This is a genomic window from Kitasatospora sp. NPDC127067 (genome assembly GCF_042724755.1).
GTDB lineage: Bacteria > Actinomycetota > Actinomycetes > Streptomycetales > Streptomycetaceae > Kitasatospora > Kitasatospora lactacystinica.
Map to the genome: position 1 here is coordinate 1 of NZ_JBHXEM010000093.1, position 19,370 is coordinate 19,370.

20 protein-coding genes are annotated in these 19,370 nt (G+C 73.8%); 11 read left to right on the forward strand and 9 right to left on the reverse strand.

Going from position 1 to position 19,370, the window contains the following annotated elements; genetic code table 11:
* Positions 1 to 280 precede the first annotated feature (280 nt).
* The 4 genes from ACFWJ4_RS29450 (at position 281) to ACFWJ4_RS29465 (ending at position 2,884) form a co-directional block, all read left to right on the forward strand.
* The gene (locus ACFWJ4_RS29450) at positions 281 to 901 is read left to right on the forward strand and encodes a SigE family RNA polymerase sigma factor (protein WP_380549050.1); all 621 of its coding nucleotides are present in this window, start codon (positions 281 to 283) and stop codon (positions 899 to 901) included.
* Entirely contained in the window at positions 898 to 1,602 is a 705-nt protein-coding gene (locus tag ACFWJ4_RS29455) for a hypothetical protein (RefSeq protein WP_380549053.1), read from the forward strand. The genes ACFWJ4_RS29450 and ACFWJ4_RS29455 overlap by 4 nt, the downstream gene beginning before the upstream one ends.
* Before the next feature lie 161 nt (positions 1,603 to 1,763).
* Complete coding sequence (gene thpR / locus ACFWJ4_RS29460) at positions 1,764 to 2,381, forward strand: RNA 2',3'-cyclic phosphodiesterase (RefSeq protein WP_380549055.1); 618 nt, start codon at positions 1,764 to 1,766, stop codon at positions 2,379 to 2,381.
* A gap of 56 nt (positions 2,382 to 2,437) precedes the next feature.
* Positions 2,438 to 2,884, forward strand: a complete 447-nt coding sequence (locus tag ACFWJ4_RS29465) for a VOC family protein (protein WP_380549058.1) — start codon at positions 2,438 to 2,440, stop codon at positions 2,882 to 2,884.
* Between the two features lie 516 nt (positions 2,885 to 3,400).
* Here ACFWJ4_RS29465 and ACFWJ4_RS29470 read toward each other — a convergent pair.
* From ACFWJ4_RS29470 to ACFWJ4_RS29480, 3 genes are all read right to left on the reverse strand, one after another.
* Positions 3,401 to 3,658, reverse strand: a complete 258-nt coding sequence (locus ACFWJ4_RS29470) for a hypothetical protein (protein ID WP_380549061.1) — start codon at positions 3,656 to 3,658, stop codon at positions 3,401 to 3,403.
* Between the two features lie 122 nt (positions 3,659 to 3,780).
* The gene (locus ACFWJ4_RS29475; RefSeq protein WP_380549064.1) at positions 3,781 to 3,909 is read right to left on the reverse strand and encodes a hypothetical protein; all 129 of its coding nucleotides are present in this window, start codon (positions 3,907 to 3,909) and stop codon (positions 3,781 to 3,783) included.
* Between the two features lie 23 nt (positions 3,910 to 3,932).
* Entirely contained in the window at positions 3,933 to 4,445 is a 513-nt protein-coding gene (locus tag ACFWJ4_RS29480) for a GNAT family N-acetyltransferase (protein WP_380549066.1), read from the reverse strand.
* Between the two features lie 156 nt (positions 4,446 to 4,601).
* Here ACFWJ4_RS29480 and ACFWJ4_RS29485 point away from each other — a divergent pair, with 156 nt between their 5' ends.
* The 3 genes from ACFWJ4_RS29485 (at position 4,602) to ACFWJ4_RS29495 (ending at position 7,645) form a co-directional block, all read left to right on the forward strand.
* Positions 4,602 to 5,597, forward strand: coding sequence for a hypothetical protein (locus tag ACFWJ4_RS29485; RefSeq protein WP_380549069.1), 996 nt, complete (start codon positions 4,602 to 4,604; stop codon positions 5,595 to 5,597).
* 171 nt (positions 5,598 to 5,768) lie between these two features.
* Positions 5,769 to 6,635, forward strand: a complete 867-nt coding sequence (locus ACFWJ4_RS29490; RefSeq protein ID WP_380549072.1) for a MerR family DNA-binding transcriptional regulator — start codon at positions 5,769 to 5,771, stop codon at positions 6,633 to 6,635.
* Positions 6,632 to 7,645, forward strand: a complete 1,014-nt coding sequence (locus tag ACFWJ4_RS29495) for a BtrH N-terminal domain-containing protein (protein WP_380549074.1) — start codon at positions 6,632 to 6,634, stop codon at positions 7,643 to 7,645. The genes ACFWJ4_RS29490 and ACFWJ4_RS29495 overlap by 4 nt, the downstream gene beginning before the upstream one ends.
* Positions 7,646 to 7,832: 187 nt before the next feature.
* On the opposite strand, the gene ACFWJ4_RS29500 is transcribed toward ACFWJ4_RS29495, so the two are convergent.
* Positions 7,833 to 10,964 carry an AAA family ATPase gene (locus ACFWJ4_RS29500; protein WP_380549077.1) on the reverse strand — a complete coding sequence of 1,044 codons (3,132 nt, stop codon included), beginning with the start codon at positions 10,962 to 10,964 and terminating at the stop codon, positions 7,833 to 7,835.
* Between the two features lie 362 nt (positions 10,965 to 11,326).
* Here ACFWJ4_RS29500 and ACFWJ4_RS29505 point away from each other — a divergent pair, with 362 nt between their 5' ends.
* A complete protein-coding gene (locus ACFWJ4_RS29505; RefSeq protein ID WP_359899138.1) occupies positions 11,327 to 11,470 on the forward strand; it encodes a hypothetical protein in 144 nt (47 codons plus the stop codon).
* A 191-nt stretch (positions 11,471 to 11,661) separates the two neighbouring features.
* Here ACFWJ4_RS29505 and ACFWJ4_RS29510 read toward each other — a convergent pair whose 3' ends face one another.
* Both ACFWJ4_RS29510 and ACFWJ4_RS29515 read right to left on the reverse strand, forming a co-directional pair.
* Positions 11,662 to 12,303 (reverse strand): dihydrofolate reductase family protein, encoded by a 642-nt coding sequence (locus ACFWJ4_RS29510; protein WP_380549079.1) that lies wholly within the window; start codon positions 12,301 to 12,303, stop codon positions 11,662 to 11,664.
* A 353-nt stretch (positions 12,304 to 12,656) separates the two neighbouring features.
* The gene (locus ACFWJ4_RS29515; protein ID WP_380549082.1) at positions 12,657 to 14,219 is read right to left on the reverse strand and encodes a S8 family serine peptidase; all 1,563 of its coding nucleotides are present in this window, start codon (positions 14,217 to 14,219) and stop codon (positions 12,657 to 12,659) included.
* Positions 14,220 to 14,840: 621 nt separating this feature from the next.
* On the opposite strand from ACFWJ4_RS29515, the gene ACFWJ4_RS29520 reads away from it, so the two are divergent.
* Positions 14,841 to 15,563: a phospholipid scramblase-related protein gene (locus tag ACFWJ4_RS29520; RefSeq protein ID WP_359899126.1), complete on the forward strand. Its 723-nt coding sequence runs from the start codon at positions 14,841 to 14,843 to the stop codon at positions 15,561 to 15,563.
* 192 nt (positions 15,564 to 15,755) lie between these two features.
* Here ACFWJ4_RS29520 and ACFWJ4_RS29525 read toward each other — a convergent pair whose 3' ends face one another.
* Both ACFWJ4_RS29525 and ACFWJ4_RS29530 read right to left on the reverse strand, forming a co-directional pair.
* Positions 15,756 to 16,235 (reverse strand): hypothetical protein, encoded by a 480-nt coding sequence (locus ACFWJ4_RS29525; RefSeq protein WP_380549084.1) that lies wholly within the window; start codon positions 16,233 to 16,235, stop codon positions 15,756 to 15,758.
* 237 nt (positions 16,236 to 16,472) lie between these two features.
* On the reverse strand, positions 16,473 to 16,889 hold the full coding sequence (locus ACFWJ4_RS29530; protein ID WP_380549087.1) for a hypothetical protein: 417 nt from the start codon (positions 16,887 to 16,889) through the stop codon (positions 16,473 to 16,475).
* Between the two features lie 220 nt (positions 16,890 to 17,109).
* On the opposite strand from ACFWJ4_RS29530, the gene ACFWJ4_RS29535 reads away from it, so the two are divergent.
* Entirely contained in the window at positions 17,110 to 17,550 is a 441-nt protein-coding gene (locus ACFWJ4_RS29535; protein ID WP_380549089.1) for a hypothetical protein, read from the forward strand.
* Positions 17,551 to 17,908: 358 nt separating this feature from the next.
* On the opposite strand, the gene ACFWJ4_RS29540 is transcribed toward ACFWJ4_RS29535, so the two are convergent.
* A complete protein-coding gene (locus tag ACFWJ4_RS29540) occupies positions 17,909 to 18,232 on the reverse strand; it encodes a hypothetical protein (protein ID WP_380549092.1) in 324 nt (107 codons plus the stop codon).
* A 341-nt stretch (positions 18,233 to 18,573) separates the two neighbouring features.
* On the opposite strand from ACFWJ4_RS29540, the gene ACFWJ4_RS29545 reads away from it, so the two are divergent.
* Positions 18,574 to 19,086: a hypothetical protein gene (locus ACFWJ4_RS29545; protein ID WP_380549094.1), complete on the forward strand. Its 513-nt coding sequence runs from the start codon at positions 18,574 to 18,576 to the stop codon at positions 19,084 to 19,086.
* Positions 19,087 to 19,370: the final 284 nt, after the last annotated feature.

The following is a 19,370-nucleotide window of genomic DNA, read 5'->3' on the forward strand; positions in this document are numbered from 1 at the left end:
CCGGCCCTCCGCCCCCCCACCCGTTGGCGGGCCTCGCCCCCCGGGGTTCCCGGGCGGGGCGGCCTCGCCCGCCCCCCCCCCCGGGACGCCCGGCCGGCAGCGCCCGGCCGTCGGCCGTCGTCGGCGCCGGCAACCCGACCGGCTCGACCCTTCGTGAGCCCCCTCCTGCGCTCGACGCCCAGGTGATTCGGCGCCGGCGTGCAACCCTTGCGGCGGCGCGGCGGTGAGTAGGGCAGAGCGACGGTCCGGTCGGGTCGTCGCGTGGACGAAGAGGAATCGGATGACCGCGAGCGCATTGCACATCCCGGTGGAGGACCGGCCCGGGCCCGGCACGGCACCGGCTTCCGTGGGCGGCCCCGGCCTGCGGGAGCTCGACTTCGAGGGGTTCGCCGCCACCCGCTGGCGGCGGCTGGTACGCACCGCCTACCTGCTCACGGGCGACTACCACGAGGCCGAGGACGTGGTGCAGGCGACGTTCGCGAAGGTCTTCAGGAACTGGTCCCGGATCAGCCGCCTGGAGGAGCCGGACGCCTACGTCCACCGGGCCCTGGTGAACAACAACCTGAGCCGTCACCGGCGGCGCCGGGTCAGGCAACTGCTCGTGCCCGTCCTCCCCGATCGGGCGCACACCGCGGGCGGCGGCCACCGCGACGTCGAGGAGCGCTCGGTGCTGCTCCAGGCACTGGCCGAGCTGCCGCAGCGCCAGCGGGCCGTGGTCGTCCTGCGCTACTGGGAGGACATGAGCGAGTACCAGGTCGCCGAAGTGCTCGGCTGCTCGCTCGGCAACGTGAAGAGCCAGGCCAGCCGAGGCCTGGCGAAACTGCGCAGCCACCCGGTGCTGGCCCCGTACGCGGCGGGCACCGGTTCGACGATCGACGGCACGGACGGAGGCAACAGGTGATGGACACCGAGGACATGGTGCGCGGCGCCCTGCGGGACGAGGCGGCCCGGGTCGCGGTGGCGGACTGGTCCGCCGGGCCCGTGCAGGTCCACGTGCGCCGGCAGCGGCGGGGGCGCCGGATGGCGGTGGGCGCGTCGGCCGTGGTGGCCGCGCTCGCGCTGGTGGCCGGTACGGGTGCCGTCCTGTCCGCGCAGGGCGGGGGCCGGGCCGTCGGGCCCGCCTCGCAGGCCCCGCCGGCACCGGCGGGGCCGGCACCCGAGGTCCTGGTGGTGGAACCCGGCCAGCAGCTGCCGCTGGGCCGCCCGGACTGGTGGATGCAGCTGAAGGACCAGGAGATCTGCATCCACGACGCCCCCGCGTACAAGAACGGCCCGGGGTGCTCCGGACACTCCTGGGCGGGGGGCACGACCGAGATCACCATGCAGTACTACGGGAACCCCCCGCAGCACCAGGAGGGCCTGTACAACCTCGTCTACCACGGTCCCGGGCAGGTCGCCCGGATGGCCATCGAGGTGGACGGCCAGGCGTACTGGGCCACCGTCGCCTCGCTCCCCGGCGACCCGGGCTACGCCACCGGCTACGTCTGGGGGCCCAGCCAGAAGGCCGCCGACGGCCCGGGCGCACACCCGCTGGAGGGCATCAGGCTCGCCGCGTACGACGCCCAGGGGAAGGTGCTGGCGAGCAAGACGCTGCCGTCCTGACCGGACCGGCGGCGCGGTAGTGGAGCCGGCCGCTCGTCGAGCGGCCGGCTCCGCACGCTTCAGCGCGGCTCTGCGTGGTTCGGCGCGGTTCAGCAGGGTTTCGTACGGTTTCGTACGGTGGAGTCGAGGGCGCCGCCGACCCTCGGCTACCCTCCCCCCTCGTGGACGATCACCCCGCACCCCCGACCCTGCGCGTCTTCGTGGCGCTCGCCCCGCCCGACGACGCCAAGGACGAACTGGCCCGGGCCCTGCAGCCCGCATACGCCGGGTACCCGCGGCTGCGGTGGAACCGGATCGAGGACTGGCACATCACCCTGGCCTTCCTCGGCGAACAGCCGTCCACGGCGGTGCCGCTGCTGCGATCGGCACTGGCCGACGCGGCCGCGTCGCACCCCGCCCTGCACCTGGGCCTGCGCGGCGGCGGCCACTTCGACCAGCGACTCCTGTGGACCGGCATCGACGGGGACCTGGAAGGACTGCACCGGCTCGCCACCGACGTCCGGGACCTGGTCGGGTCCTGCGGAATCGAATTCAGGGACCGGCCGCTGCGCCCCCACCTGACCCTGGCACGCGCCCGCCGTGACGACCCCGCCAGCGTGCCGCAGGCCGCGGCCGGGCTCACGGGATTCGTGGGCCGGCCGTGGCGGACCGAACGCCTCCACCTCGTCGGCAGCAACATCGGCCGCGGCCCCGGGCCGATCCACTACCGCGACATCGAGGCGTGGCGGCTGGGCGCCGCCGTCCAGGCCCTCGACGGCGGCTCCCTCGCCGAGCCGTAGCCCGCGGGCCCGCGGCCCGCGGCGCGGCTGTCGGAGGTGCGCAGTACGGTCCTGTCATGGCAGCCAGAATCGATCTGACCCTCGACTGTGCGAACGCACCGCTCCTCGCCGCGTTCTGGAAGACGGCACTGGGCTATGTCGACGAGCCGCCGCCCGCACCCTTCAAAACCCGTGAGGAGTGGCTCGCGCAGTTCGACCTGCCGGAGGACGACTCCGCGGACGACGGGGCGTGGCTCTGCGATCCCGACGGCGCCGGCCCCCGCCTGTCCATCCTCAAGGTCCCCGAACCGAAGACGGCGAAGAACCGGCTCCACATCGACGTCCGGGTGCCGGGACACGGCAGCCCCGGTGAGCGGTGGGCGCGGATCAAGGCGGAGTCCGAGCGGCTGGTGAAGGCGGGCGGGGCCGTCCTGCAGGAGTTCGACGGGCACCACGTCGTGATGGCCGACCCGGAGGGCAACGAGTTCTGCATCGCCGCAGCCGCAGCCGCAGCCCCGGCCTGAGGCCCGCAGGGCCGGGGAGCCGGGCACGCGCGCCGAGGACGGTGGATCCGACGCGGCGCCCGACGGTCACGGCCGGCCGGCTCCGCCGCTGAGCAGCCGCCGGGCCTCGGTCAGGGCGGAGTCCTTCAGCCCGGCCGGGGTGAGGACGCCTCGTTCGGCGGCAGCAGCACGAGGTCCGAGGAGAGCCGCCTCCCCACGGATCTCACCCGTCAGGGGCCGCTGCGGATACGCACGAACGCAGTCCTCGACCCGGCGGGACCCGTCACGCCTACGGCCGGTACCGCTCGGCGAGGTCGCCGTAGCCGCCCGCTGTCCAGACCGCCTTGCGGAACTCCGCGAGGCCGAGCGACCCGGTGCCCTGTCCGGCGGTGGGCGGGAAGTGCGCGGTGCCGCAACGGGCGCAGTACCAGGCCTGGTTCCAGAGCCGTTCGGCCCGGGGCCGGCCCTCCAGACGCCGCCGCCTGGCGAGGAACAGCGCGGTCGCGCCCGTCAGCAGGGCGATCGCGGCGGCCAGGATCAGAAGCCCAGGGCCGCCAGCGTCTGGACCGCCGTGCCGGCCGTGGGCGGCGCGGGTGCCAGGGCCCGGCCGAGGGCGGACACCTCCTCGCGGGTCTCGGTGCGGCCGTCGCGGCCGGAGGAGCGCACGGTGACGTTCCGCCGCTCGCCCAGGTGGACCGCCGGCACGCTGCGGACCTGGTCGGTCAGCGCGCAGCTCGGGCAGGGCGTCAGGGAGCCGTGCGGTGGTGGCGCAGGGACGGCGTCGTTGGTCGGCATGTGCGGAAATCCCCCCAGGAGTACGGCGGTCGGACGACCGTTCGTATCCGGGTGGAGGCCGCCGCGCCGCCTCCGGTTGCGGCCCGCCGCGCGGACCGCGAACCGCGCCGAGGCCTCCGGGTTCAGGGCCTCGGCGTCCAGCCGGGTGGGGTGAGGGCGGTGTCGGTGAGGATCCTCGTCACGGTGCTGTCGAGGGTGCTGTGCCGGCCGACGACGTGTTCGAGGCCGTCGGGGCGGCGCGGCCTCCCCACACCGCCTCCGGCCTGTTCCCGCCCTACGGGTGCTTGACCAGTCGTGCCTCGGTGATCGCCGTCCCGTCCTCCTCCTCGTCGAGCCGGACGGTGCCGTCCGGCACGAACCCGGCCCGCTCGTAGAAGCGGATGGCGGAGGTGTTGGGCACGTAGGCGTACACGCACAGCGGCCGGCAGGCCCGCGCTTCGAGGTCGGCCACGGCACGGCCGAACAGGCTCGCGCCCAGGCCCGTGCCGATGAGGCCCGGCTCGATGTACAGGCCGTAGACCTCCGCCGCGTCGCCGCCGAGGTCCGGGTCCCCGTCGGCGGGCCCGGTACGGCAGAAGCCGACCACGGCGCCGTCCCGCTCCGCGACCCACAGCCGGTGACGGTCCGGGAGATCGGCCAGGTACTCGGCCCAGTCCGCGGACTCCTCGACCGGGTCCAGCCCATCGAGGTGTGCGGCGCTCATGAATCCCGCGTACGCCGCCCGCCACGACCTCACCTTCAGATCGCCGATCGCCGGCGCGTCCTCCAGCACTGCAGAACGGATCATGCCGGGAGTGTAGGGGCGGATGCGTCCGTTGTCGCACCGTTTTCCGCCGTGCTCGCGCTCGCCGCCGCCACCAGCGGCGAGCGCCGCCCGCCCGGAAGTGACGGTGGCGGCCGCTAAGGTCCGTATGCCTGTTCGCCGTCCGAAAGAGATGCCCCGATGGTCCGTGTCACCCCGCCGCGCCGACTGGATATCGCCGTGGCCTTCCCGGAGCTGGTGCCGCTGGCACGGCAGACGGTGCGCCTGCACCCGCGCCCGGGTGAGCCGACCGTCCGCGACAGCTCGGTCGGCGGCCCGCTGCTGTGGCCGGCCGGTGAGCCGTGGCCGGTGTGCGCGGACGCGCATCCGGAGGAGGGCGAGGGCGATCCGCCGGTGTCGATGGCCGACGTCAGGCTGCGCCGGGAGCTCTACGAGAAGGGCTGGGCCGGTCCCCACCCCGACGCCCGGGAGGAGGCGGCCGTGGACGCGACGTACGCGGGGCATCCGTGGACCGGGAAGCCGAACGCCCTGCTGCCCGTGGCCCAGTTGTACGCGCGCGACGTCCCCTTGCTGCCGTGCCCCGAGGGCGCGGACCTGCTGCAGGTGCTGTGGTGTCCGCTGAACCACGAACCGGGGTGGATGCCCGCGGCCAGGGTGGTGTGGCGGTCCTCCTCGCAGGTCGACGCGCTGCTGACCGATCCGCCGCTGCCGGCCGACGTGACGAACTACGGCGAGTACGTGCCCGAGCCGTGCGTGCTGCACCCGGAGGTGGTGACGGAGTACCCGGCACTGCTGGAGCTGGAGGCCGGCCTCGCGGACCGGATCGAGGACTGGTGCGAGCGGGAGTTCACCGGCACCGACCCGAGGTACCAGTACGCCGAGGAGTTCCGGGCCTACTACCAGTACGAGCTGTCCGTGGCCCCCGGGTGGAAGGTCGGCGGCTGGGGGCCGTGGAGCTTCAGAGATCCGGCGGTCGTGCGGTGCACCGCCTGCGAATCCGTCATGAGCCCGCTGCTGACCATCGCCTCCGGTGCACTGGACGGCAGCGGCTGGGACCCCGTCGACGACCGGGACAGCAGGCACGACATCGGCATCAACATCGGGCGGAGCTACCACATGCAGCTCTACTACTGCCCGCTCTCCTTCGAGCACCCGCACCGGGAACTCATGCAGTAGACGACCCGCCCTGCCGTCCGTACGGGGCGGCGGTACGTGCGGCCGCCGGAGAGCCGGGATCCCGGCGGCAGCTTCCGTGCTCGCCGCAGGATCGACGGCGGCCTCCCGCCGGCGGTCCGGCCGGGCGCGCGGGATGGACCCTCCCACAGCGGGAGGGTCCACGATGGGCCCGTGCGAGACCAGGACGACTTCCTCACCATCGGGCGCTTCGCCCGCCTCTGCCGGCTGAGCGTGAAACAGCTCCGCCACTACGACGACACCGGCCTGCTGCCCCCGGCCAGGGTCGACCCCGCCACCGGGTACCGCTACTACGCCCCCGGGCAGGCCCGCGACGCGCTCACCGTCGCGCTGCTGCGCGACCTCGACGTGCCGCTCGCGGTGATCGCCGCGACCCTGGCGGCCGCCGAGCCGGAGCGGGCCGGCCTGCTGCGCGCCGAACGCGACCGGGTCGCGGAGCGGATCACCCGTGACCGGGCCCGCCTGGAGCTGCTGGAACGACTCGCGGCCGGCGGCGGACTGCCCGGGTACGAGATCGTCCTCGGGCGGGAGCCGGAGCGGCGGCTCGTCGTCGTACGGGCGGTGGCCGGGCCGGGCGAGTTGGCGGAGCGGACCGGCGGGTGCGTCCGCCGGCTGCTGGCGGGACTGCAGGGCACGCCCTGGCGGCTCCCGCTGTGGGGGCTGTTCCCGCTGGACCTCGCCGAGGGCATGCGCATCGCGGTCGGCGCCGAGCCGGCCGAGCCGGTGATGCCGGTCGAGGAGGTCGAGCCGGACAAGGCGGGCGGGCCCCCCGGGCTGCCCGCCGGCCTGGAGCGCGAGCTGCTGCCGGGCGGCCCGGTGGTGGAGACGGTCCACCACGGCCCGTACTCCCAACTACCGCTCGCCTATCACGCGTTGCTGGCCGCCGTGCACGAGCGCGGACTGCGTCCGCGGGCACCGGTGCGGGAGGCGTACCTGGTCGGACCGGGGGAGGCCCCGGAGCAGGAGTGGACGACCCGCCTGGTGGTCCGGGTCGAGGAGCGGACGGAGGAAGCGGCATGACGGAGCCGCTCGGCGGGAAGCACTGCGAGACGACGGCGCTGGACGTGCTGCTGCGCCACGAGGGCGTCGTGCTGTCCGAGCCGATGCTGTTCGGGCTCGGGGCCGGGCTGTCGTTCGTCTACTGGGACGGCAAGGGGATGGACTTCCCGTTCCTCGGCGGCCGGGTCAAGCCCTTCGAACTGACCCGCGCCCTGGCCGCCCGGCTCGGTCTGGAGCTGGACGTCCGGGAGACCTCCTCCGCCGGCCGGGCCTGGCGCAACGTGGCCGCCGAGCTGGACACCGGACGCCCGGTCGGGCTCCAACTGGACTGCTACCACCTGGAGTACTTCACCTCCCGGGTGCACTTCGGCGGGCACGTGGTCGCGATGCGCGGCTACGACGCGACCGACGCCCACCTGGTGGACACCGCGCAGCAGGGCGGCGCGGTCACCACCAGCCTGGCCTCGCTGGCGGCGGCGCGCGCCGAACGCGGCCCGATGACCGCCCGCCACCGCTCCTTCACGCTCGCCCTGCACGGCGAACCGCCGGACGTGCGTGACCTGCTGGCTCCGGCGATGGCCGACTGCGCGGCGGCCTTCCTGCACCCGCCGATCGCCAACCTCGGCCACCGCGGTATCGCCAGGGCCGCCGCCCTGGTGCCGGGCTGGCTGGCCAGGGCCGACCGGCCGGAGCTCCGACTGCCGCAGGCCGCACGGATGATGGAGCTGGCCGGGACGGGCGGCGCACTGTTCCGCAACCTCTACCGGGACTTCCTCGCCGAGTGCGCCGAGCTGCTCGACGACCCCCGGGTGCGCACCGCCCGCGACCGGTACGCCGAGGCCGCGGCGGGCTGGAGCGAGGTGGCCCGACTGGTCGGCGCGGCCGGGGAGTCGGGGGACGCGGCGCCGCTGGAGCGGGCCGGCGGGCTGCTGGGCGAGCTGGCGCGGATCGAGCGCGAGGCGATGGAGGAGCTGGCCCGGCTGCCGGCCGGCAGCGACGGGCCGGTCATCGGTGGCCGGCCCCGGCGGTGAGCCGCCGCCGCGCCGCGAGGGGCGGGGAGCGGCGCCGCCGGTAGCGGCAGTCGTCCGCGCGCCCGACCGGTGGGCGCCGTGGATACCCGTCGCGGTCCGGGCACCGGGTCCGCCGCCGACCGTCGACCGGTCCCCGGTGCCGCCGGCCGGCCCGCCTCCTGGGTCACCTGTCGGCCCGTCCCCCTGATCACCCGTCGGCCTGCGCGGCGGCCAGTACCTCGCGGACGGTGGTGACCCACTCGTGGTCCTCACCGACCCGGGACGTCAGCGCGTCCAGGGTGCGTTCGAACGCCGCCACCGCCTCCTCGCGTCGGAGCAGGCCGAGGCCGAGCCGGCACTGGTCCCGTCGGAAGGCCGTCATCAGGGCTTCCGGGTGGTCCGGGCCGTACTCCGCGCTCTCCCCGGCGAGCACGGTCTCGTACAGCCGCAGGGCCTCGGCGCGGTCACCGTGCAGTCGTGTCAGCCGCGCCAGGCACAGGGCCGCCTCGCGGCTCTGCTTGTCCGCCGGGCCGAGGACGTCGGCGTACGCGTCGGCCACCTGCCGCAGTTCGTCGATCGCCTCGGTGTGTCGCTGCTGCTTCTCGAACAGGTGGGCCAGGCAGTGGCGCTCGGACAGGACGACGGAGTCCATGCCGTCCACGGACTCCAGGCGGATCGCGAGCACCGCACGGATCTCCCGTTCGGCTTCCTCCCTCCGGCCGCCCTTGCTCAGCAGGTCGGCCCGCTCGTGCCGGAGCCGGAGCGCACTCGCGAGGACCGGCGCCGCTGCCGGGGCCCTGCCGTCCAACGACGACAGGGCCCCTTCGTACTCGGCGAGCGCGTCGTCCCGCCGCCCCTGGTGGACGAGGTTCTTCGCCAGGCAGCTCGTCATGTTCCAGTACAGCTCGTACTCCTGGGCACCGGCACGTTCGAGGTCCTGCAGCACCGACCGGTACTCCATCTCCGCCTCGGCCCACCGCTGGGCGGCGTCCAGGGCGTGGGCCATGTGGTGCCGGTCCTGCAGCGGCAGGAAGTGGTGGTCCGACGCCGACCGGCTCCGGGTGTGCTCGATCAGCTGCCGGTACTCCTTGTCGGCGCCGCTCTCGCCGTGGCCGCGTTCCGCGATCAGGTGGGCGAGCGTCCCGTGCACCAGCAGCGTGTACGGATCGGTGGCACCGAGCGCCCGGCGGCAGTCCGTCAGGAGCTCGCGCAGCTCGGCCTCGACCCGGGCGTCCTCCTCGGGCCGGCAGGAACGCCGGGCGATCGCGACGTCGTGCCGGGTGATCAGCGTCTCGATGTGGTCGGCGCCGAACTGCGCCGTCTGCTCGGCCAGCAGCCGCTCGTACTCGCCCAGGTGTTCCTCGTCGTACCCGCGGGCCGTGGTCAGCTGGGACAGCGCGCTCTGGGTGAGCAGCGTGTACGGGTCGTGCGGGCCGAGGACCCGACTGCGCAGCAGCCGGATGGTGTGCAGTTCGATCACCAGCTCCGCGTCGGACAGCATGCCCAGGGAGAAACGGTGACCGGCCAGGTCGAAGCGGGTGATCAGGGTCTCGGGATCGTTGGCCCCGAGCGTCTGCGCCTGCCGGGTGACGATGTGTTCCAGCTCCCGCAGCTGTTCCTCGCCCGGGAGTGCCCGGTTCCCGTCGGCGAGCACCGCGCGGTGACGGATCGACAGCCGGAGCCGGTGGTCCGGGGGTAGGAAGGCCGCGCGCCGTTCGAGGAGGCCGGCCAGTTCCTGGTCGGCCTCCGCCCCCGCGAAGACCTTGAAGGCGAAGCCGCCGAGCCCGACCCGCAGCAGGGGCAGCAGCACGGCGTCCTCGTCACCGTCCGGTGCCGCGGCCAGCGCGGCGACGGCGTGGGGGAAGAGCAGTCGCCACCAGAGCCGGTTCCCGGGCTGCTCCGGGGCACGGGCCGCTCCCCGTTCGAGGATTTCCGCGGCCGCCCGCCACACGGCTGTCCGGTCCTCGGCCGGGCCTTCGGCCAGTCGCAGGGCGTTGGCCTCCAGCACCAGCCGGTGGCTGGCCAGGCACGGTACGGGGTCGTGTCCGTCGGACGAGCCGCCCGACCCGATGTCCACCACGTCGAGCAGGCCCAGGTCGATCAGCGCCTCGATCGCCCGGTCGACCCGCTCCGCGTCGGCTCCCCGGGCCGTCGCGCCCGGGAGCGGCAGCGGGTCGATGTCGAGCAGTCCCACCGGGAAGGGGGCCAGGGCACAGCACGACAGCAGGCGCATCAGGGACCGGGCCTCGGGCAGCCGCTGTTCCTCCAGCAGGTCGAGGGAGAGTTCCCAGGTGCGTCCGATCAGGCGGCGGTGGAACTGCTCGGTGCCGGCGTCGTCGCCGCGCCACGTCCCGCCCTGGTCCAGGAAGCCGGCCCCCGCCTCGCCCAGCGCCTCCGCGTAGGCGGTGAAGCCGCGGACCCGGCCGCCGGGACGGCCGTCCCGGTGCCGCAGCAGCCCGGCGCCCCGCGCCGACCTGGCCAGGTACGATCCGGCGAGCTTGAGCGCCAGCGGCAGCCCGTCGAGCCGCTGGGCCAGAACCATCGCCTCGGCCGGATCCCCGGCCTCTCCCGCGAGGTCCAGCAGGACGTCCCGGCCGTCGGCCGGGACGAGCACGCCGACCCGGTGGGTGTCGGCCTCGTGTCCCCAGATCCCGGGGCTTCCCACCCGGGTGGTGACCACGGTCATCCCGGCCCGGCTCGAACGCAGCCAGCCGGTGCCGTCGCCGGGCGCGCCGCTCTCCGCGGCCAGCCACGAGGGCTCGTCGACGTTGTCCAGCACCAGCAGCCACGGGTGCTCCGCGCCGTCCAGTTCCCGCCAGACCAGATCGGTCGCGCTGATCCGGCCGGCCCAGGCCGCCTCGATCTCGTCCTGGGGCGCGCCCGACTCGCGCGCGACCTCCCGCATCCCGGTGACCAGGCGGTCGGGCGAGGAGGCGGACACCCAGTACACCCGGTAGCCCCGGTCCCGGGCCCGGCGGGCGAGGTGCAGGGCCAGCGTGGTCTTGCCGCAGCCGCCCATGCCGTGGAGGACCTGGGGCCGGCCGTCGCCCTGGGACAGCCGGGTCTCCAACAGGTCCAGCAACTCGTCCCGTCCTCGGACCCGGGGCGGCAGTTCGCCGTACGGCGGGCGGATGGAGAAGGTGCCGGGGCCGGCGGGCCGGGACGGCGCCGGCTGGGCCCGCACGGGGTCGCCACCACCCCTGGCCGCGTGCTTCGCCGCCTCCAGGGCGTCCCCGGCGGCCTTGTGCGCGTCGGCCCAGTCACGGTTCGGAGCGGCGTCGCATCCGAGCAGCAGGGCTTTGAGCGTCTCCCAGGTCGGGACGCGCTTTCCGGTCAGCACGTCCGACACCGTGCTCCTGCCCACGCGGGTGCCGGCCGCCAGATCCCGCACGCCGGAATAACCGGCCGCCCGCGCCACCTCGCCCAGCCGGCACGCCAACTCCCTCACCGGCTCTGGCGCGTCAGCGTCCACCTCACCGAATCCCACTGCCACTCCCTCCCCGGCCGATCGATGTGTCCCGAGCGTACGGCGTCGGTGTCCGGTCGGACGTCCCCGGGACGCCGGACGGACACGATCCGTCCAGGCCGCGGCCTCGTTGTCCGGCCGCTGTCCGACGGCCGTTCAGGACAGCCCCGCACCTCCGTACACCGGAGACAGCGGCCGACGGGGCCGCGGTGGCGCACAGGGAGGGAACGGTTCACATGGATCTGCTGCTGACGGTCGTGGACTTCGTGCGGGAGCACGGTACGGAACTGTCGGTCGGGATCGGGGCGTTGCGACTGACCGTCGACACGGTACGGGGCATCAGGTCGCTGCTCCGTCGGCGGGCGCGATCGGCCGGATAGCCGATGGCCGATGGTCGGCGACAGGGCGGCCCGGCGGGCGGTGTGTGTGCCCGCCGGGCCGCTCGGCCCTCCGGTCCGGCGTCCGGCTGTGCGAGGGCCGTCGGGCGATGTCCCGCACGCCGGACTCGCGTTCGGCGGTGTTGATCAGGTCGACCACCTGGACCCGGTGGCGCCGTGCACGGGCCATCGGATCACCGGGAGTCGTCGTGCCCGAGACCGCGGTCGGGCGCACTCATGTCGCCCGTCCCGGGCGTGCCGTCGGCGAGCCCGTAGCGCAGGTACACGGTGCCCTGCGCACCGGCCGCCGGCGGTTCGAGGAGCGTCAGGTTCGTGGGCACCGCGCCACCGTCGAACACCTTCTTCCCGACGCCGAGCACGATCGGGTGCACCCACAGGTCGAGACGGTCGAAGAGCTTCTCCCGCAGGAGGGTCTGCACCAGGTCCAGGCTCCCGACGACCTTCACGTGCTCGTGCCGGTCACGGACCTCGCGCACCGCGCCGGCCAGGTCCGGGCCCAGCAGCGTGGACCCGGCCCACGGGAGGCCGGGCGTGCCGCGCGAGGCCACGTACTTCGGGACGCGGTTGAAGAGCTCGGCGATCTCGCCGTCCTTCTGGTGCGGCCAGTAGGCGGCGAAGATGTCGTACGTCCGCCGGCCGAGCAGCAGGGCGTCCGTGCCCTCGTACGCGGCGAGGATCTGCGCCCCGGTGCCCTCGTCGATCAGGGGCGCCTGCCAGCCGCCGAACGGGAACCCCACCGGGTCCTCGTCGGGGCCGCCGGGCGCCTGCCCGACGAGGTCGAGGGTCGCGAACAGTTCGATGTGGATGAGGCCCATGTCTGCACTCCCGATGAGTTGGTCGTCCCCGTCGAGATGTAGACCTTCCGGGGCCGGAAAACTCATCGCCGCGCCGGTGCCCGGTTTCCGCTACCCGGTTTCCGCACCCGCCGCCCGGCCCGGCCCGGGCCACCGATTCCAGGGCCGCCTCCAGCACACGGACCAGCCCGGACGCGGGATCGGCGTCGTGCGCGGCAGCCTGGATGACGGGGCGGACGTGCTCGCCGAAACGCTGGTCCAGCACGGCCCGCAGCAGCGCAGCCTTGTCGGGGAAGCGGCGGAAGAGCGTGGCGGACGAAGGCCACGGCCTGCCCCGCCGCTCGCCTACGGCGGCGGGGCCGGTGCGGTGCCGGCTACTCGACCGCGCGCAGTGCGTTGACGATGCCGAAGCCGTAGAAGCCGTTGACGCGCTTGCCGCCCGCACAGACGGCGTCCCCGGAACCGCCGCCGTTCCCACCGTTCCCGCCGTTCCCGCCGTTCCCGCCGTGCGGGTCGGCCGGGCCGGCCGGGCACCCCGGGTTGTCCGCCTGGGCCTTGAGCAGCGCCTGCAACTGGGCCGGGGTCGCCTCCGGGTGGGCGGACTTCAGCAGCGCGGCCACACCGGAGGCGTGGGGCGTGGCCATGGACGTGCCCTGCTCGTAGCCGTACTGGTTGTTCGGCAGCGTCGACAGGATGCCGCCTTCCCCGGACGGTGTGTCCGAGGCCTGGTACCGGTCACCGCCCGGCGCCGCGACGTCGATCACGCCGAGGCCGTAGTTGGAGTAGTACGCCTTCGCGTTCCTGGCGCCGGTCGCGCCGACCGTGACGACGCCCGGCAGTTGTGCGGGCAGGTCCCAGCACCTGTGCGGGTCGACCGTCCGGCTCGCCGGGGTGGAGTCGTTGGGGCTGCCACCGTCGGTGAAGCCGTCGGAGGCCAGGTCGTGGTTGGCGTTGCCGGCCCCGGCGACGTTGAGGGTGCCCTTGCGCTGCGCGTAGAGCTGGGCGCGGTCGACCGCGTCGACGATGGCCTTCTGGTCGGGGTCGTCCAGGCAGTTGTACTGCCACGGGTCCACGTAGTAGCTGTTGTTGGTGATCTGCACACCGTGGTCGGCGGCGAACACGAAGGCGCAGACGACGCTTTCGGCGTAGATCAGCTGGCGCGGGGTGGGCTGGGAGACCGTGATGCCGGAGACCTTCACCCCGGGTGCCACGCCCGCGACGCCGACGCCGTTGCGGGCCGCGGCTATCGTGCCCGCCACGTGCGTGCCGTGGAAGTAGTCCGCGTCCACCGGCCGCCAGGAGCCGTACGCGGTGTCGGCCTTGCCGCTGGCGCAGTTCGCGGACTGCGAGGGGGAGAAGTTCGCGGCGAGGTCCGGGTGGGTGTCGTCGACGCCGGTGTCGATGACGGCGACCGTGACGTCCCTGCTGCCGGGGTTGATCTCCGCGGCCTTGTCCGCGCCGATCGCCCGCAGGGCCCACTGCTCGGCTTCGAGGGGTTCGGTGCCGCTGCCGGACGCCTTCGCGATCCTCGCCGCCTCGGCCTCGGAGAGGCGCCGCACCCCACCCTCGTCGGTGGTCCCCGCCGCGCTCAGCGGCGCGGTCCGCGTGGCGCCCGCCGACTGCACTCCGCGCACCGCGCGCATCCGCCTGCCGAAGTCGGGGTTCGCCGAGTGGGCGACGACGACGCCGATCCCGTCGTACGTGACGACGACGGTGCCGCCGGCCGCGGCGACGGCCCGCTGCACCTCGGCGATCGTGCGACGGTCGGTCCTGGTGTTGACGACGTACGCCAGGGGGTGCGCGTCCTCGGCCTGCGCGGCGTACTGCGCCCGGGGCGTCGCCGAGGCCGGCGTGGGGAGGAATCCGAGTGAGGCGGTCAGCGACAGCACGATCGGCACGGCCGGGCCGAGCCGCAGTATGGAACGCAGTCGAGCCATGTGGTCTCCACATCATCCGGGTGCAGGACCCGGCCGAGGACAGCGCGCCGGCCGGGCAGGAACAGGACGGGTGGTACAGGACGCGTGGTACAGGACGCGTGGTGCAGGAGTGAAGCTATCCCGCCACCTCACCAACCATCAATGACTCGGCAAAGACTCGGCAATGACTCGCCGACGACCTGACCGGACCCGCGGCGAACCGACACGGCCGGCCCGAGGCCGAACCCGACGCGGCACGACGGCCGACATCAACGCCGTTGGCCCCCGGCAGGATTGCCGTGGCCTCCGCACCCCGGCCGTCGTCGTGCCGCCGCCGCATGCTCCCGGTGCTCGCGGTCCCGAGTGTCCAGGGAGGTCGTCTCCCTGCGCCCGGTATCCGGCAGGGCACAGGTTCCCGTCGTCCAGGCGTTGGGACGGCCGGCCGCGAGGCAGGCCGTCATCCGCCCACGCACGATCAGCGGATGTGACATCGGACACATCCGCCGCGTCGGGTGCCGGCCGACTGTCGTCCGCAACACCCAAACCCGCAGGTCAACTTCGCAACGCGAAGTCCCTGACGAACCCGGGGGACGTTCAAAACGATCTAGCTCCCCACAGAGGAATGGGCCTAGCCTGCCCGCCATGTCCCAGAACACGAACACCCCCGGTTTCCCCGGGCAGCCGGCCGCCCCGGCCGGCGACTCCGCCAAGGTGCAGCGCCAGGTGCAGCAGCAGGCGGGCGTCGGACCGGTCTACGGTGGCGGCGGCACCCTCTTCTCCGAGCCGGTCCTGGTGGTGAACCAGAAGGCCAAGCTGATCGAGCTGACCAACGAGTACTCCGTCTTCGACCAGCAGGGCGCCACGCTGGGCTCGGTGGTCCAGGTCGGCCAGAGCGCTCTGCGCAAGGTGCTGCGGCTGCTCTCCTCCCTCGACCAGTACCTGACCCACAAGCTGGAGATCCGTGACGCGCAGGGCACCCCGGTGCTGCTGCTGACCCGCCCGGCGAAGCTCATCAAGTCGCGGGTGATCGTGCAGCGTCCGAACGGCCAGGAGGTCGGCCAGATCATCCAGCAGAACGCCATCGGGAAGATCAATTTCTCGCTGGAGGTCGGCGGTCAGAAGATCGGCGCCATCAAGGCGGAGAACTGGCGGGCCTGGAACTTCTCCATCGTCGACGAGACGGACAACGAGGTCGCCCGGATCACCAAGACCTGGGAAGGCCTGGCGAAGACGATGTTCACCACGGCCGACAACTACGTGCTCCAGATCCACCGCCCGCTCGCCGACCCGCTGCTCAGCCTGGTCGTGGCGACCGCGCTGACCGTGGACACCGCGCTGAAGCAGGACGCCCGCGGCTTCGGATAACCGCGAACCGCACGTTGTTCGGAGCCCCGCCCCCGACCGGGCGACTGCCGGGGGGCGGGGCTCCGGCCGGAGAGCGGAGCCGTGCGTCGTCGCCGGCCCGGCGGAGAAGCCCGCCACCCGATCACGGCCGACGGGTGGGCCACCCGGCGGCTGCGGGGCGGCCCACCCGTTCCCGTGTTCCGGCTCAGCCGGTCAGCGGGACAGAAGGAACTTGGTGGTCGGCACGCCCCGGACGGTGGCGCAGTCCAGGTTCGAGGTGGTGGCGCTGTAGGTGAAACCGCTCGGGACGCTGCACGCCCACATGCCGCTGACCGGCGTGCGGAGGTGGAAGGTGGTGGACGGCACGCCCTGCGTCAGGCTGCACGTGGTGGACGAGCCGGCGGAGTCGTAGGTGAAGCCCGGGGCGGTCGAGCAGGAGGTGAGGCCGTCGACGGGCGTGCGCAGGTGGTACTGCGGCGACTTCCAGCTGCCGCCGCCGCTGCACGTCTGGCTGAAGACGACCCCTTCGTAGACGTAGCCGGACGGGACGGAGCAGGCCCAGGTGTCGTCCAGCCCCGTGGCGGTGGCGGAGGCCGGCGTCGCGGTGGCGGCGCCGGTGAGCAGCAGGGTGAGTGCGGCGAAGGCGGCGAGCAGCGCGGTTCGCGCGGTCCGTATGGTTCGTGTGACGGACATGTTTTCTCCTTCGGTGGAAATGCGGCCGGAAGGTGCGCGGTGCGGCGGTGCAGCGGTGCAGCGGTGCGGCGGTGCAGCGGTACAGGGGGCGGTGATCGCGGATGGGTGGGCGTTCACGGCCGTCGATGGTTCTAGCACGCAACGACGGGCCGTCACCCGGCCGCTCCGTCGCGGAGAATCACTTCGGCGTCCGCCGTCCACGCGCCCTGCGCGGATCCTCCGGCCCGTCTCATCCGATCAGCCCCCGGATCCCTCCCGCGCCCGACGCAGCCGATCCGCGTGCCCGCCTCCGCCGGAGGCCCGCTCGTTCGGGGCGCGGTGCGGCGTGCCGTCCGTGGACCGCTCGGTTGTGGCCGCCTCCTCCGGTTCCTCCTCCGGCGCCTCAGCGACCGGTCCCGGAGCGGAGACCGGCCCCCGGACCGGCCGGCCGTGCGGCACCGGGTCGGCCCGGCAGCCCCTTGAAGCCGGCGAGCACTCCGTCAGGGCCCGCTGCGCGGCCGGGTACGCCTCTTCGGCGGCCGAGACGTCGGACGTGTCCGTCCGGGCGTGGTTCCCGCCGACCCTGACCACCTCGACCAGGATCCGGCCGTTGGTGCCGTAGAACACCGCCTCGCCGTGGTCCACGGGCACCGGCCCGGACGTGGGGGAAGCCATCAGGTCGCCGTCGGGCGCGAGCTTCCCGTTCGGTGGGCGCGGCCCAGGCCGTATCCACGCCTTGTGGTGATGCCACCGGCCGGTTGCGGGCGGCAGGACGGCTTTCTTTGAGCGAACTCGGCGCACCGTTCGCGGTGGGCTGCCACAATGCCCGTAAGAACTATGTGACATGTCACAGTGCTGTCGGCGCCCGCCGAGAGCACCGGACGAAGGAGGCGCCTTGAAACGCCTTGCTGCCGTTCTCGCCGGTACCGCCGCTCTGGCGGCGCTGACCGGCACCCAGACCGCCTCCGCCGCATCCGCATCCGTCGCCGGCATGCCGGGCACCACCGTCTGCGGGGACCCGGGCGCACCGAACCACCTCACGATCAGGGCCTGCATCAACAACAACGGAGGCCAGGTGTACGTGTTCGGGCGCGCCACTCCGACCAGCCCGACCTGGCAGGACCAGCAGGTCTCCTTCCGGCTGACCAGCGTCGGCGTCACCAGCCCACCGCTCGGCACCATCACCCCGACCGTCCTGATCCCGACCGGCGGGAGCGACGTCGGCGGCATCACGGGCACCGTGCCCTGCGGCCGCACCGTGACCGCCCGGTTCAGCGTGGACCAGCCCGGCTGGCCGCAATCGACCGCGACCGTCTCGACCATCGTGAACTGCTGACCTGCGCCCGGTCGCCGGCGTGATGCTGATCAAAGGCCGCCTTCGCGCTGACGACCGGGCGGGGCGGCGACCGGCCCGCCGACCTGGCGCCGCCGGACGAGATCAACCGCCGCGTGCCGGGCGCGGCGGCCCGGGCGGCCGGGGGGCGAGCGCGCCGCTCACCCCTGCACACGGCCTGAGCCGGATGCCCCCCGGTGCCCCTCGGCGGCGCACCGGGCGAACGCCTGCGCGCGCTCCGGGAGCCCGCAGTCCGGCCTCTCGAACACCTCGACGAATCAACCGAGTTCAGGGCATTCGCGGCGCGAACGCCCTGACAGGGCGTACCCGCAGAGGCCGTCCGGGAGCCGTGCGCCCCGACTCAGACGAAGGCGACGACGAGCACGGCGGCCGCCAGCAGGAGGACAACCGCCAACGCCGGCGCACCGAGGCGCCCGCCGGGCTCGGAGGTGACGGCGACCAGCGAGACGGCGGGAACCGCCAGCGAGAGGACGACCGCCAACCACCCCACGGTGCCGGTGGGAACCCCGGCGACCATGGCCCCCCAGACGGTCGTGAACATCACCGCCAGCCAGGCCGTCGCGGTCAACACCACCCAGGCCGCGCGCGCGGTCCACCGCTCGACCGGGTCGGCCGCGCGGAAGTTGGTACGGGTCATCGTCCAGATCCGGGTCAAGTTCGCCACCGGAACATCCTGTCGAACAACACCGCCGGGCAACAGAAACGGACGCGCATCGCCGCAGGCGGCTCCCCGCCCCCGACTCGACCACCGACCAGCCCAGGGGCCCCGAACCACCACCATGAGCGGGCCGAGCCGGACCGGGACGGTGGCCCGGCATGGACGGTGGGGGAGTCCGCGGGGTGGTGGTCCGGCGGTGACTTGGCCCAGCGTCGCCGGTTCTTGACAGCGCATCCTCCCGCCCGTCAGGAGCCGCCGACCGGAGGGCTCCGGCTTCCAATCTCCTCGGTGAGAGCGGCCGCCTCCACTCGAAAGCGGCCCGCTGTCACCTACGGGAGGGGAATTCCATGATCAAGATGCGTACTTTCGCCGCGGCTGCCGTCGCCGCGGCCTCGCTCGCGCTCGGAGTCGCCGCCACACCGGCGTCGGCGGCACCGGCTCCGAACGGGTCCGCCGTTGTCGGCGCGCAGGACACCGCCGCAAGCCCGAGCACCGCGAGCACCCTCGTCAGCCACGCGGTTCCTGGCAGCAACGGAGACTGCATGGCCTACTTCACTGACGGTGCGTCCGCCGTACCCCGCCTGTGCGGAACCGTGGCCTATGGCTGGATCTGGGGGGACGGCCGGCACGAGTGGGTGCTCGTCGGCAGTGACCAGCAGGTCTGGCACACCTTCCAGACCAGCGCAAACGGATCATGGTCCACCTGGGCCACTCCCGGCACCAGCAGCGGCGTCAAGGGCGGCGTCCTGGGCCAGTTCGTCAATGGGATCCCCACCGTGGCGGTACTCGGCAGTGACGACCTCCCCTGGTGCAACACCATCAACAGCAGCGGCGTGTGGACCAACTGGTACTCCTGCTGACGGCTCGCCGGCCGTCAGCCCTGGCACCCCGCCCCTGCGGACGTGTGGTGGGAAGAGCGGGTGATGCACGCCCGGCTCTACCCGTCCAGGTACCGCACTGGCGTCTGAGCGTCCGGGCCGTCCGGGTGGGCTGTATGGACGGCCGGAAGGGGAGCCGTGGGTGGGGGCGGGGTGCCGGGTGGTTCCGTCACCGGCCACCGGTGACGGAAACCCCCACGGCCCCCCGCCCACGCCCGGCCCCCCCCCGGCCCCCGCAGCAGCCGGCCTGAAAGCAAGGCCGTGGG

What these genes read in the sequence shown, in the direction of transcription:
- ACFWJ4_RS29450 (WP_380549050.1), top strand. Translation starts at nt 281, where the DNA reads ATGACCGCGAGCGCATTGCACATCCCGGTGGAGGACCGGCCCGGGCCC.
- ACFWJ4_RS29465 (WP_380549058.1), top strand. Translation starts at nt 2,438, where the DNA reads ATGGCAGCCAGAATCGATCTGACCCTCGACTGTGCGAACGCACCGCTC.
- ACFWJ4_RS29470 (WP_380549061.1), bottom strand. Translation starts at nt 3,658, where the DNA reads ATGCCGACCAACGACGCCGTCCCTGCGCCACCACCGCACGGCTCCCTG.
- ACFWJ4_RS29480 (WP_380549066.1), bottom strand. Translation starts at nt 4,445, where the DNA reads ATGATCCGTTCTGCAGTGCTGGAGGACGCGCCGGCGATCGGCGATCTG.
- ACFWJ4_RS29485 (WP_380549069.1), top strand. Translation starts at nt 4,602, where the DNA reads ATGGTCCGTGTCACCCCGCCGCGCCGACTGGATATCGCCGTGGCCTTC.
- ACFWJ4_RS29495 (WP_380549074.1), top strand. Translation starts at nt 6,632, where the DNA reads ATGACGGAGCCGCTCGGCGGGAAGCACTGCGAGACGACGGCGCTGGAC.
- ACFWJ4_RS29505 (WP_359899138.1), top strand. Translation starts at nt 11,327, where the DNA reads ATGGATCTGCTGCTGACGGTCGTGGACTTCGTGCGGGAGCACGGTACG.
- ACFWJ4_RS29510 (WP_380549079.1), bottom strand. Translation starts at nt 12,303, where the DNA reads ATGGGCCTCATCCACATCGAACTGTTCGCGACCCTCGACCTCGTCGGG.
- ACFWJ4_RS29515 (WP_380549082.1), bottom strand. Translation starts at nt 14,219, where the DNA reads ATGGCTCGACTGCGTTCCATACTGCGGCTCGGCCCGGCCGTGCCGATC.
- ACFWJ4_RS29520 (WP_359899126.1), top strand. Translation starts at nt 14,841, where the DNA reads ATGTCCCAGAACACGAACACCCCCGGTTTCCCCGGGCAGCCGGCCGCC.
- ACFWJ4_RS29525 (WP_380549084.1), bottom strand. Translation starts at nt 16,235, where the DNA reads ATGTCCGTCACACGAACCATACGGACCGCGCGAACCGCGCTGCTCGCC.
- ACFWJ4_RS29530 (WP_380549087.1), bottom strand. Translation starts at nt 16,889, where the DNA reads ATGGCTTCCCCCACGTCCGGGCCGGTGCCCGTGGACCACGGCGAGGCG.
- ACFWJ4_RS29545 (WP_380549094.1), top strand. Translation starts at nt 18,574, where the DNA reads ATGATCAAGATGCGTACTTTCGCCGCGGCTGCCGTCGCCGCGGCCTCG.